The organism is Fructilactobacillus sp. Tb1 (assembly GCF_050500285.1).
Lineage (GTDB): Bacteria > Bacillota > Bacilli > Lactobacillales > Lactobacillaceae > Fructilactobacillus.
Map to the genome: position 1 here is coordinate 618,073 of NZ_CP191377.1, position 12,616 is coordinate 630,688.

At 38.4% G+C, this 12,616-nt stretch carries 11 protein-coding genes and 1 other annotated feature; of the genes, 2 read left to right on the top strand and 9 right to left on the bottom strand.

The annotated features are described in order from the left end of the window. Positions 1-213 precede the first annotated feature (213 nt). A complete protein-coding gene (gene brnQ, locus ACQW5G_RS03355; RefSeq protein ID WP_429971660.1) occupies positions 214-1,566 on the bottom strand; it encodes a branched-chain amino acid transport system II carrier protein in 1,353 nt (450 codons plus the stop codon). Positions 1,567-1,778: 212 nt separating this feature from the next. Beyond that, positions 1,779-2,019: a binding site (T-box leader), on the bottom strand. Between the two features lie 327 nt (positions 2,020-2,346). Here brnQ and ACQW5G_RS03360 point away from each other — a divergent pair. Both ACQW5G_RS03360 and ACQW5G_RS03365 read left to right on the top strand, forming a co-directional pair. Then, entirely contained in the window at positions 2,347-3,807 is a 1,461-nt protein-coding gene (locus ACQW5G_RS03360) for a glutamate--cysteine ligase (protein ID WP_429971661.1), read from the top strand. Between the two features lie 3 nt (positions 3,808-3,810). Further along, the gene (locus tag ACQW5G_RS03365; protein ID WP_429971662.1) at positions 3,811-4,539 is read left to right on the top strand and encodes a gamma-glutamyl-gamma-aminobutyrate hydrolase family protein; all 729 of its coding nucleotides are present in this window, start codon (positions 3,811-3,813) and stop codon (positions 4,537-4,539) included. A gap of 43 nt (positions 4,540-4,582) precedes the next feature. On the opposite strand, the gene ACQW5G_RS03370 is transcribed toward ACQW5G_RS03365, so the two are convergent. From ACQW5G_RS03370 to lysA, 8 genes are all read right to left on the bottom strand, one after another. Further along, positions 4,583-5,986, bottom strand: a complete 1,404-nt coding sequence (locus ACQW5G_RS03370) for an APC family permease (RefSeq protein ID WP_429971663.1) — start codon at positions 5,984-5,986, stop codon at positions 4,583-4,585. Positions 5,987-6,272: 286 nt separating this feature from the next. Next, a complete protein-coding gene (locus ACQW5G_RS03375) occupies positions 6,273-6,452 on the bottom strand; it encodes a hypothetical protein (protein ID WP_429971664.1) in 180 nt (59 codons plus the stop codon). Positions 6,453-6,576: 124 nt separating this feature from the next. Further along, positions 6,577-7,656, bottom strand: coding sequence for an aspartate-semialdehyde dehydrogenase (locus ACQW5G_RS03380; protein WP_429971665.1), 1,080 nt, complete (start codon positions 7,654-7,656; stop codon positions 6,577-6,579). 94 nt (positions 7,657-7,750) lie between these two features. Further along, positions 7,751-8,527: a 4-hydroxy-tetrahydrodipicolinate reductase gene (gene dapB / locus ACQW5G_RS03385; protein ID WP_429971666.1), complete on the bottom strand. Its 777-nt coding sequence runs from the start codon at positions 8,525-8,527 to the stop codon at positions 7,751-7,753. After that, complete coding sequence (gene dapA / locus ACQW5G_RS03390) at positions 8,520-9,404, bottom strand: 4-hydroxy-tetrahydrodipicolinate synthase (protein ID WP_429971667.1); 885 nt, start codon at positions 9,402-9,404, stop codon at positions 8,520-8,522. The genes dapB and dapA overlap by 8 nt, the downstream gene beginning before the upstream one ends. A gap of 3 nt (positions 9,405-9,407) precedes the next feature. Next, positions 9,408-10,571, bottom strand: coding sequence for an N-acetyldiaminopimelate deacetylase (locus tag ACQW5G_RS03395; protein WP_429971668.1), 1,164 nt, complete (start codon positions 10,569-10,571; stop codon positions 9,408-9,410). 4 nt (positions 10,572-10,575) lie between these two features. After that, a complete protein-coding gene (gene dapD / locus ACQW5G_RS03400; protein ID WP_429971669.1) occupies positions 10,576-11,283 on the bottom strand; it encodes a 2,3,4,5-tetrahydropyridine-2,6-dicarboxylate N-acetyltransferase in 708 nt (235 codons plus the stop codon). 13 nt (positions 11,284-11,296) lie between these two features. Then, on the bottom strand, positions 11,297-12,595 hold the full coding sequence (lysA, locus tag ACQW5G_RS03405) for a diaminopimelate decarboxylase (RefSeq protein WP_429971670.1): 1,299 nt from the start codon (positions 12,593-12,595) through the stop codon (positions 11,297-11,299). Positions 12,596-12,616 lie beyond the last annotated feature (21 nt).

Sequence of the window (12,616 nt, forward strand, 5' to 3'; positions counted from 1 at the left end):
ATAATTTTGATAATTGTGATTGCCTATAACTATAGTAAGAAAAATAAGCATAAGTAAATACTGTAATTTTTGATGATTCTATATTATAATGTATATGAAAATTGATTTGAGATGATTTCTCATCTTCTTAAGTAACACTCTTGTATTGACTATGCGAGGGTTTAAGAAGTATTTAAAAAGGACACGCAAATGCGTGTCCTTTTTACATCCAAATTATTTCAATGTTTTACCTGAAAGTTTTACATATAGCACACTAACTACGAAACCAACTACCATGAATGGAATGAAATCTAAACTCATGCTGAAGAGAGGCACGTTAGCAGTACACCATGCATCAAGACCAGCAAATGGTCCGTGTAATACTGGTGGTAAAGCGTGAACCATGTCTAAGACAGATGGAACTAATACTAATCCCATAGTAGTCTTATATACGACCCCGTTTTTACCGATGAAATGGTGAAGTAAAGCTAATAAGATCAATGTGATTGCCAATGGGTAAAGGAATACCAACACTGGTAATGAGAATAAGATGATTTGATCTAAACCAAAGTTTGCCAAACAAAATGCAACGAAGTTTGAGAAGAATAAGAACTTGTGGTATCCCACTTTCGGGAAACGGTTACCTAAATCTTGAGAGAATGATTGTAAAACACCAAGGGCAGTAGTTACACAAGCTAAGAAAGTTAAAGCAGCAAGTACTGCGGCACCAGCAGCACCAGTGTAATGACGCATGATGACAGTAAATGCAGTACCACCATCAGGACTCATCTTAGTGTAAGCAAGACTAGCAACCCCTAAAGCGATTAATAATACGTAGATTACAGCTTCAAAACCTAAAGCAAAAAATCCAACTTTAGCAACTGACCAAGCATGTTTCTTTTCGTCTTTCACAAAAACTTTTAAAGCAGTGATGATAGTAACTCCGAAACCTAATCCGGCTAAGGCATCCATCGTGTTGTAACCTTCAAGGAATCCAGTAACAAATGAACCAGTACCTTTACCTGCTTCTGGTAAGAATGGAAGATGTGATACATCACCATTTACTACGAAAGCGACGAAGAACAAGAAGAAAAGTAACACAACAAATAATGGGTTCAAGATTTTACCAACACTATTAACGATGCTATTTTGGTTATAAGCCAAGTAAACGATTAGTCCGAAGAACAATGCTGAGAAAACGAATAAGGCTGGATGAGTCCAACTTTCGTTTGGTAAGAATGGCTTAACCCCCATCGTGAATGACACCGTTGCCAAACGTGGTGATCCGATGAAGAGTCCCATTGAAGCATGAGCGGCGATTAAGAATAAAAGTGAGAATGTCGCACCAACAGGCAACGCCATATCGTACATACTCTTACTTTTTGTGACACTCAAAGCTAAGATTGAGAAAAGTGGAAGCAAGACAGCTGAGATTACGAAACCAAGTGTAGCAGGAACCCAGTTTTGTCCTGACATTTGCCCCAAATGAATTGGGAAGATTAAGTTACCGGCTCCGAAGAAGAGACCGAATAGTAATGATGATAGCAGTAAGTGTTGTTTAAAAGTTGTTTTCTTTTGTAAATCCATGGTGTTGCTCCTTAATTTTTATTTTCTAAATAAAATGCATAATCCTAATCAGTTCAGCAAATCGATGGCATAAAAAAACGCCCCTACCTGTAATAAATACAGCTAGGGACGTTTACACGTGTTACCACCCATGTTCCCAAATACTCGATATCCTGCGCAAGATATCATAATTAGAAATAAAAAAAGCGCCTCCAACTGTTGAAAAAACAACAGTTAGGGACGCTTTCACGTGTTACCACCCATATTCCCAATTACTAGTAATTGGCTCTAAGAGTACGGACAATCACTTGTCGATACTCGCTTGCTGTAATGGGCAATCCCATCAGATATTAATTAATTCTTCATATCTGAAACTTGTAGATGATTTTCATCGCAGTGTAATTGCCTCATCCCATCAAACAGAGGCTTTCTTAAAATCACAGCAGTAATTACTTTTCTACGCTTAGTCGTTATGTTTTATTTTATCTTAGTTTACAGGCAAAAAACCAATTGGTCAAGCACAAATTTAAATTAAAAAAATGATTGTTAAACGAACATTTACCTGGTATAGTAGTTGAAAACAACTAAGGAGATGAACGATCATGAACCGTAATACTTATAATCAAGTTAATAACCTAATTATTAGCCAAGTAATTATTCGCATAACGGTAAGTGAATGATTCTTGGTTATTTGTGTAACTAATGAACTAACACCTACCAGTAGCATAACTCGGTAGGTTTGAGACCTTAGAAATCTACCGAATCTGGTAGGTTTCTTTTTTTATATCTAGGAGTGAAATTATGAAACAAATTTTAAATGACACTGATTTATTAAATTGTTTGTACCATGGAACCTTTGGAATTGAAGTGGAAGAACATCGGGTTTCAATTGAACGCAAAAGTTTATCCCAATTATCTCATCCAGATACTTTAGGTGAGCGCCACGGCCACCCGTTTTTCCAAACTGATTTTGCGGAAAGCCAGGAAGAATTGGTTTCATTACCGCATTCATCAACGAGAAATTGTCTCAGTCACTTGCACAGTTTACAAGCCATGTTACAAGCTAATTTAGCACCAGACGATGTCATTTGGCCATTGTCAATGCCGCCAAAGTTAAATCAAGCTGACCTTACATATTTGCCAGAAGGATTTAAACAACGTCCTTGGTACCAAAAATATCTTGAAAAGATGTTAGAAAAATATGGTCCCTTTTACGGATTAATGGCTGGAATTCACATTAATTATGCTCCTACGCAAGACTTACTAGATTGGTACCACGTTAATCATGATTATCCAACAAAAGTATCGTCAAACAACCACATGATGTTCCAAATTGTCCAACAAGTTTTGGGTTACCGGTGGATGTTAACTTACCTTTTTGGGGCATCTCCTATCACAGAAAATCAAGCTGATACGATTCCTGCTAAGCAACATGCAATGGCTCCGGTTCGTTCATATCGTTCTAGTAAATATGGATTCAATAACTTAGCTAATTTCAAAACTGACTACTCTAATTTAGAAAATTTCATTGATCAGCTCGAACATTTTATTGAAACCGGTAAACTAGTTGCGCCTAGTGACTTCCATGGTCCGGTTCGACTTAAAGGTGCCGCAACTTTTGAAGATTTAATGACTCATGGAGCTAAATACCTTGAATTTCGGGTCTTTGATTTAAACCCATTTACGCAAGATGGCATTAGTCAGAACACCATGAGTTTTTTACATTTACTTATCATGGATGCCATTGTTAATCCACAAGTCTGGAATCATGATACAATGGAAAATGCGGAAAATTTAAACGATGAAGTGGCTTTACAACATCCCAATGAACACGTTTCATTAGATGCCCAAGTCTCAGCGACGAAACTTTTCACTCGTTTAGCTGACCTAGTTAAATCTGCTCCAGCTGATTTACGAATTGATTTCAGTAAGGCCTTAAACTATGCAATTACTGCGTTTGATAACCCTGAACAAACAGTGAGTGCCCAACTAACTACCTTTGTAAAAGATAATTCACTCGTTGACTTCGGTATGAAACGTGGTGCAATGATCAAAAATGACTTTGCCATCGAACCTGATTTCAGTAAATTCAGACGAGTCCCTAAACAACTTTTATCAGCCTACCAAGAATCCCATAAGTTAGGACTAAAAACTACGATTCTGGAAGACAAACTCTCTGTAACTTTTAAAACTCAACCTAAAACTTTTAACAATGACTATGAATTTGAGGACAATCTGTCGTCCTTAACTGAAAGGAACTAACTCATGAAAATTGGAATAACTGCCAACGTAAACCTTGGCGAACCGAACAAATTTTGCCAACCCTTCGCTAACGTAACCCCTAGCAGCTTTATTGAAGTCGTTACAAAACACAATCAAATTCCCGTCATTCTTCCGGTCGTGCCGGTTAAAATGGTACCGGAATTGGTCGCAATGGTCGACGCGGTAATTATTCCAGGTGGACAAGATATTGATGCTTGTTTCTTTAATGCTGATTCACATGATAAATCAGATGAATATTTCACCCCACATGATGAATTCGAACTCGCAGTCGCTAAAGAAGCTATCCGGACTCACAAACCCTTATTAGGTATCTGCCGAGGTTTACAAATCATCAACGTTGCACTTGGTGGAGATTTATACCAGGATTTACCCGAACAACATCCTTCTAATTTAAACCACGAACAACGTGGTACTGATGAATTATTTGCCCACTCAGTTCAAGTTTCTGATGATAGTTACTTAGTGAATGCGTTGGGTCATGAAACTCCCGTTAACTCTCGTCATCATCAAGGCTTACGTAAAATCGGTAATGGTTTACACGTAGTTGCTCATGCTTCTGATGGCGTCGTTGAAGCTGTCGAAGATGATAATGGCTTTGTTACTGGAGTTCAATGGCATCCAGAAGATCTTTGGAAAGCTGATGCAAAACAGGATCACTTATTTAGCGATTTCTTTAATCGTGCAAAAGTTAAAAACAATCAAACAGTATAGAAAAACAGCTCTGAAAATTAATTCAGAGCTGTTTTATTTTGGATTATTTTTTGTTTAAATTTGAATGTCTGATTCCGTAACCAAAGTAGATTACTAATCCAATGGCGAACCAGATTAAAGCAAATACTAAAGTTTCTTGATGCAATTGTGACATTAAACCAACTGAGAATAAAGCAGCAATAATTGGCATTACTGGGTATCCAGGCATCTTGAAACCTTCGTGATTTAAGTCTTTTCGTTTTCTCAATGGAAGAATTCCAATTGAAACAACAGTAAAGGCCAGTAAAGTTCCAACACTAACCAAATCAACCAATTTATCTAATGGAATTAATCCACCAAAGATGGCAATTACGATAGTTGATACCAATAACGCACGTCCGGGAACACCGTCTTTGTTGATTTTACCTAGTTTACCAGGTAATAAACCATCACGACCAATGGCGTAGATTAAACGTGATGAAGCATACATCATAGCGTACATCATTGTGTACATTCCGATTAAGGCCCCAATTGAGATGATAACAGCAACTGAGTTTTGTCCCACCCGATGAAGCGCAAAAGCAACTGGATCAGCGACGTTCAATTCCTTGTAGTTAACCATTCCAGTTAAAACGAAGGCAACTAAACCGTAAAGCACAGCAGCAATCAATAATGTACCTAAAATACCAAGGGGTAAGTTCCGTTTCGGATTCTTAACTTCGGCAGCTGAACCAGATAAGGCATCGAAACCTAAGAAAGCAAAGAATACCATGGCAGCACCAGTTAAGATTCCTTGGAAACCAAAAGCACCATGCATTCTAGCAGGTACAAATGGTTGGTAGTTAGAGCTCTTAATGAAGAAAATTCCAACTACAATAAAAATGATAATAATCGCAATTTTCATTAAAACAAGCAAGTTTTCGTATTTCTTAGAGGTGTTCATCCCCTTACGAAGTGAGAATGCGATTAGTAAAATTACTAAAACAGCAACTACATTTCCGTAAGTTCCATGAGCTGGATCAAAAGCACCAGTGAAAGCAGCTGGTAATTTAATAATTGGTGCCACTAAACTCGTGAAGTAAGCTGACCAACCTGTAGCCACGGCTGCAACTGCTAAGAAGTATTCCAAAATCAAAGCCCAACCAAGCACCCATCCAACTACTTCACCGAAAATCACGTTTCCGTATGAGTATGCTGAACCAGCAATTGGCAAGGTTGATGATACTTCACCGTAAGCCATCGCAACTAAGGCACAGACAATGGCTGCTAAGAAGAAACTAACTACGACGGCTGGACCAGTAGTAGTTGCGGCAACGGTTCCAGGAAGAATAAAAATTCCTGTACCAATTACGGCCCCAATTCCTAATCCCAACAAGTCTTTAACCGTTAAAGTCCGTTGCAGGTGTTTATCGTTATCTAAATAAGCATTCAAACTTTCTTTTTTTAAAATTCGCTTTAAAAAATTCATCTTTCTCCTCCAAAATTCTATACAAAAAAACACATCAATGACATTAAGCCCGATGTGTTTTAAAAGTTTATTTGAAATCTCAAATCACTTTTACTCGCTCTCGGAATTAATGGGCCGACAGCTCGCAAAAATGAATGCGTCTAGTCAGCTAATCGCCAAAAATACGCAAAATAATAAATGTTTGTCTTTGAGTTATGATTTATCATTTTTTGAAATTTCCTTTCGTGTTTTTTATAAGTGTACTTGAATGTTGAACAGGTGTCAATTAGATATTAGAAATTAGAAATTAAATTATAAATTCTTTTCGATTAATAACTTCTTTTTGTTTTCTACCAAGTTCATATTCATACATTGCCATCAAAAGTTCTTGTTTATCTTCATCTTTTTCATTAAATGCTTGTTTACGCAAAATTTCTAAATCCGTATTTTCCACAAGTTCAAATATTTTTTTAGCATTTTCAGTCATAATCGATTTCCTTTCTAAAATATCAATTACCCTTTCATACATATACGTTTTTATATCCTAATTATATTACATAATTTAATTTTATATCAAAAAAGCAGACCTCATCAGTCTGCTTCTCATCTATTTATTTTCCGTAATATTCGTCTGGAACTCTTACTAAATCATGTTCCACTAATTTTTCGGCAATTTGCACAGTGTTAGCAGCGGCACCCTTTAATAAGTTGTCAGCTACAACCCACATGTTGTAACTTCCCTTGTTTTCAGGATCTTCACGGACACGACCAACAAAAGTTTCAGTATGACCTTCTGCATTAATTGGTTGTGGGTAAAGTTGGTTAGCTGGATCATCTTGTAAGACAAGTCCGTCACCATTCTTGATTAATTCTTGGACCTTCTTAGTATCTAACTTGCTTGGATCTTCAACTTCGAAGAATACTGATTCACCGTGACCAATTACAACGGGAACTCGAACACAGGTAGCGTTAACCTTAATTGCATCAGAATTCATATCGCCAGCCATGATTTTCTTAGTTTCATGAACCATCTTCCATTCTTCATGAGTTGAGCCATCTTCTTCGAAGACATCAATTTGAGGAAGTAAGTTAAATGCTAGTGGGTAATGCTTCTTTTCGCCCTTCACTGGGAAAATTTCAGCGGTCATTTTTTCACCATCTAGGTGTTGTTGGGCTTCATGGTCAAGTTCATTGATAGCAGTTTGACCAGCACCTGAACCAGCTTGATAAGTTGAAACGATAACTTGCTTCAAGCCCGCAACTTCTTTGATTGGTTGTAAAGCAACCACCATTTGAATGGTTGAACAGTTAGGGTTGGCAATAATTCCCTTATGGTCGTAAATGGCTTGTTCATTAACTTCAGGAACAACCAACGGCACTTCTGGATCCATTCGGAAAGCGGAAGTATTATCAACGGCAACAGCCCCACGCTTAACTGCTTCAGGAAGGAATTTCTTTGATGCAGCTCCACCAGCTGAAGCTAACACAATATCAATATCATCAAAAGATTCAGGAGTAGTTTCTTCAACTACGACATCTTGGCCCTTGAATTGTAAAACCTTACCAGCTGAACGACTTGAAGCTAAAAACTTCACGTTCTTGACGGGAATTGATGACTTTTCTAATTGGTCAATCATTCTAGTTCCAACGGCTCCAGTAGCACCTAAAATTGCGACATTATATTCTCTCATTATTAATTACCTTCTATTTTTGTTTTATTTAGATAAACACATGTATATTATATTTAGACTAATTATAATCGAAATCCCATAATTGTAAAGGATTTTATAGTACGTTTTCCAATCCAATTGCAAATCCATCCAGTTTTTGGATATTTTTAATAGCAAGATTTAGTCCATGCATAAATGATTCACGGTCAAAGGAATCTTGGCGAATCGTTAATGCTTCGCCTTGTCCCCCAAATAATACTTCTTCATGAGCCACATATCCGGGTAAACGAACCGCATGAATATGCACATCTTCATAAACGGCGCCACGAGCACCGGGTAAAGTTTCTACTTCTGGGTATTTAGTCGGTGCTGTTTCACGGCCTTCAGCAATCATTTTAGCAGTATTAATGGCAGTTCCTGATGGTGAATCCTTTTTATCGGCATGATGCATTTCGATAATTTCAGCATCAGGGAAATATTTGGCAGCTTGTTTAGCAAATTGCATTAATAAGACTGCTGATAAGCCAAAGTTAGGAACAATCAATCCTTTAGTCTTAGTTGCATCCGCAATTTCCTTTAATTGGTCTACTTGCGCATCTGTCATTCCACTAGTTCCAATTACTGGCACAATGTAATGTTCTAACGCAAACTTAGCATTCTCAAATGCTCCAGTTGGAGTTGAAAAATCAACCCATACTTCAGCATCAGTTTGAATGTCTGCTAAACGATCAAAAATTTGGCATTCACTTGGTAAATCGTAACTACCACGGTCAGTGGAAGCAACGTTTGGACTATAAACTCCAACTAATTGTAATTCTGGATCAGCTTCAATCATCTTACAAGCTTTGCTTCCCATTGAACCTCTAAATCCGGCAACTAATACTTTAATCATCTTCGGGCTCCTTTTCGCCAACTGCGACTAATAATTCATTTTGTTGGGCTTCACTCAGTCTAGTAATTGGTAAACGACAACCACCAACGTTCAACCAATCACGGTTCAACAAGAACTTGATTGGTGATGGAGATGGAAACATAAAGAGTGCTTGCATCTTTGGTGTTAATTCACGTTGGATTTGTCCAGCAAGTTGAATATCACTATTCATCAATTGGTACATCCGGCGTAAATCTGGCATATAGAGATGTGATGCTACGGAAACGACGCCTTGACCACCAACGGTTTTAGCAAATAATGCTTGAGGATCTTCTCCTGTATATGTAAGAAAATCAGCTGGAGTATTTTCCACAATCCGTTCAAAATCAGCCATTGAACCACATTGCTTAACTCCAATAATGTTTGGATAATGACTCAATTCAATAATTGTGTCAGTGTCCATAGTTACCCCAGTCCGACCGGGAATATTGTACATAATAATTGGTAAATCAGAAGCATCCGCAACCGCTCTAAAATGGGCTTTCATCCCATCTTGATCAGGCTTGTTATAGTACGGAACTACTACTAAAGCAGCGTTAATGCCATCAATTTGAGCTACTTCTTGGGTAAAATCAATTGTGGCTTGGGTACTGTTGCTCCCAGTTCCCGCAATGATTGGGGTCCGACCATCAACAATTTCAACAAACTTTTTGTAAAGTTCAATTTTTTCGTCATGTGATAAAGTTGGAGTCTCACCAGTTGTTCCACCAATCAGGAAGCCAGTTCCACCTTCTTGAATCAAACGATTCGTTAATAGTGACAAAGCATCAAAATTAATCTGATTACGACAGTCAAACGGAGTGACAATCGCGGTAATAATATCAGCATTATTAAACATAATTTACTCCTTTTCGTGCATTCGATGAGTGATAAATCCCGTAATTGTATCAATTCCGGGTTGAATTGCGTTCGTATCTGGAACTAGTTGGCTAGAGTGTAGTTGATGATCTGCATCACCAATTCCCAACCAAAACATGGTTCCAGGAATCTTAGATAATAAGTAACCAAAATCTTCACCGGTCATAGCTGGTTCCGTTTCTTGGAAAGTTACTTGCTTGTTTTCTTCCATATAATTAATAAAATCTGCGGTTAATTTCGGATTGTTTTCCACTGGGAGATAACCACCTTGGTTGAGTTTTAAATCAACTTGGCAACCATAACTAGTGGCAATTCCATCGGTAACTGCTTGAAGGCGATCATCAATGTGTTCAATCATCGTTTGGGTTAATCCCCGAATCGTACCTTTTAAATGGGCTGATCCAGAAATTACATTGCGAATTGTTCCGGCGTTAAATTGACCGAAAGTAATTACGCCACCTTCAATCGGATCAACACTCCGAGAAACAATTGTCTGCACTTGATTAATAAACTGACTAGCAGCGACAATCATATCATTAGCAAACTGCGGATAAGCCGCATGCCCTTGAACTCCAGTAAAATCAACATCAACTTCGGTGGTCCCAGCAAATAACGTTCCCATTCGGCAACCAATCGTTCCAGCAGCTAACTGCGGATTATCATGTAAACCGTAGAATTCATCCGGACGCCATTGACCTGCAAAAACCCCATCTTCATAGGCTAGTTTTCCACCATTTTCACTTTCTTCAGCTGGTTGGAAGAAAAATAGTAAGTTATCAACTGGTTGGTGTTCCGCAAAGTAACGAAGGGTTCCAAGTGCGACTGTCATATGAATATCATGACCACAAGCATGCATCTTCCCTGGATGTTTTGACGCAAATTCCAATCCCGTTTCTTCATTAGTAGGTAATGCATCAATGTCAGTTCGATAACCGATAGTACGTTTAGGATTACTACCATGCAATAACACTAGAATAGCAGTTGGTAATTTATCGGGCACTTTGATTTCAGTGAAATCAGTTTGATCCGTAAATTGATGAATTTGTTTCATTAAGTAGTCGTGAGTTTCAAATTCATGTAGGGCTAATTCTGGAATTTGATGTAAATCCTGATATATTGTCTGTAAATCATGATCAAGTGCAACCATTTGTCTAACCTCTCAAATCATCCTCTAATTTTGTCTTATCGATTGTTTGTTGGTTAACGTCTTTGATTTTCTTAGCAGGCATTCCGGCAACCACGGTGTAAGGAGCAACATCTTCAGTCACAACTGCTCCAGCAGCAACTACAGCTCCTTTTCCAACGTGAACTCCTTCAATCACAACGGCATTGGCACCAACTAACACGTCGTCGTCGATACGAACTGGTTGAGCACTAGCTGGTTCAATTACCCCAGCTAAGACGGCACCGGCACCAATGTGACAATGTTTTCCAACTAAAGCACGGCCACCAAGGACAGCACCCATATCAATCATTGATTCATCGCCAATTTCAGCACCGATGTTAATTAAAGCTCCCATCATAATAACGGCATTATGACCAATCTTAACTTGATCACGAATGATTGCACCGGGTTCAATTCTGGCATCAATATTTTTAGTGTTTAAAAGTGGGACAGCTGAATTACGTCCATCGCTTTCAATTTCTGAAGCTTCAATTAAACTAGCGTTATTTTCGAGAATTGGTTGCACATCTTTCCAATCACCGAAGATTACTCCAGTGTTACCATTAATAAAAGTTGTGATTGATTCAGGAAAATCAATCTTAGCTAAATCACCTTTAAGGTAAACCTTTACGGGAGTTTTCTTTTCGGCGTTTGAGATGTATTGAATAATTTCTTGAGCGTTTAATTCTGTCATGAGTTTTCTCCTATTAAATAGTTAAGTTTCGGTCTAAATGAATTAAGTCAGCGTAAGTTTCGCGTTCAATGGCAATTTGTGATTTTCCATTTTCGACAAACACAACAGCCGGACGTTCGTTTCGGTTGTAGTTCGATGCCATTGAATAGCCGTAAGCACCAGTAGCAAGAACAGCGATGATATCACCAGGTTGCACAACCGGAAGTTCGATATCCTTGATTAAGATATCTCCTGATTCACAATACTTTCCAGCTAGGGTAATTAATTCAGTGTTGTCATCGTGGACATCGTTAGCAACTACTGCATCGTATTCGGCTCCGTATAAAGCGGGACGAATGTTATCACCCATTCCACCATCAACAGCGACGTACTTTCTAATTTCTGGAATCGTCTTGCTAGAACCAACGGTGTAAAGAGTGGTTCCGGCAGGTCCAGCAATTGAACGCCCTGGTTCAATCCAAACAGCAGGAGTAGCTAACCCACGACTTTCAGTTTCTGCTCGTAATGTCGTAAGAATTTGTTGGACGAAGTCTTCGGGACGAATGGGATGATCATCGTCAGTATACTTAATTCCAAATCCCCCACCAACGTTGATAATTTGTGGAGTAAAGCCAAATTCATCGTGCCAGTGTTGCATCAAGTTTACTAACTTTTCGGTTTCAATCTTAAACCCATCTGTTTCAAAAATTTGTGATCCGATATGAGAATGAACTCCAATTAAGTTCATGTTGGGTTCATTTAAGACTTGTTGTAAGGCTTCGTCAGCTTGACCAGTTATGATATCAAAGCCAAACTTACTATCTTGTTGCCCAGTTTGAATGAATTCATGGGTGTGAGCTGAAACGGCAGGAGAAACTCGTAACATTACGTTAGTTGTTTCATCTAAATCAGCTAACACTTCGCTTAATAATTGAATTTCGTAAAAGTTATCGAGCATGATGACACCAACGTGATGAGAAATCGCCATTTCTAATTCGGCACGCGACTTGTTGTTCCCGTGGAAACTAACATGATCCATCGGAAATCCCGCTTGAATAGCGGTATAGAGTTCCCCTCCAGAAACAACATCAGCATGAGCATCTTCTTGAGCTAACACTTGATACATGGCAAGACAAGCAAACGCTTTGCTAGCATAACTAACCGCATATTCAATGTCATTTTCCTTAAAGACGCGTTGAAAGGCGCGAATTTGACTTCTAATCTTGCTAACGTCGTAAACCTGTAAAGCTGTTCCGTATTCTGCCGCTAAATCAGTGGCTGGGATTCCCCCAATGATTAATTGATTATCTTGAATCTCGTTGTCGTCCAACATGATGGATCCTCCAGTTTTTTA

Excerpts from the sequence above, each read along its gene's own strand:
- lysA (WP_429971670.1), bottom strand. The coding sequence starts at position 12,595 with ATGTTGGACGACAACGAGATTCAAGATAATCAATTAATCATTGGGGGA.
- ACQW5G_RS03370 (WP_429971663.1), bottom strand. The coding sequence starts at position 5,986 with ATGAATTTTTTAAAGCGAATTTTAAAAAAAGAAAGTTTGAATGCTTAT.
- dapB (WP_429971666.1), bottom strand. The coding sequence starts at position 8,527 with ATGATTAAAGTATTAGTTGCCGGATTTAGAGGTTCAATGGGAAGCAAA.
- ACQW5G_RS03365 (WP_429971662.1), top strand. The coding sequence starts at position 3,811 with ATGAAAATTGGAATAACTGCCAACGTAAACCTTGGCGAACCGAACAAA.
- ACQW5G_RS03395 (WP_429971668.1), bottom strand. The coding sequence starts at position 10,571 with ATGGTTGCACTTGATCATGATTTACAGACAATATATCAGGATTTACAT.
- dapA (WP_429971667.1), bottom strand. The coding sequence starts at position 9,404 with ATGTTTAATAATGCTGATATTATTACCGCGATTGTCACTCCGTTTGAC.
- brnQ (WP_429971660.1), bottom strand. The coding sequence starts at position 1,566 with ATGGATTTACAAAAGAAAACAACTTTTAAACAACACTTACTGCTATCA.
- ACQW5G_RS03375 (WP_429971664.1), bottom strand. The coding sequence starts at position 6,452 with ATGACTGAAAATGCTAAAAAAATATTTGAACTTGTGGAAAATACGGAT.
- ACQW5G_RS03360 (WP_429971661.1), top strand. The coding sequence starts at position 2,347 with ATGAAACAAATTTTAAATGACACTGATTTATTAAATTGTTTGTACCAT.
- dapD (WP_429971669.1), bottom strand. The coding sequence starts at position 11,283 with ATGACAGAATTAAACGCTCAAGAAATTATTCAATACATCTCAAACGCC.
- ACQW5G_RS03380 (WP_429971665.1), bottom strand. The coding sequence starts at position 7,656 with ATGAGAGAATATAATGTCGCAATTTTAGGTGCTACTGGAGCCGTTGGA.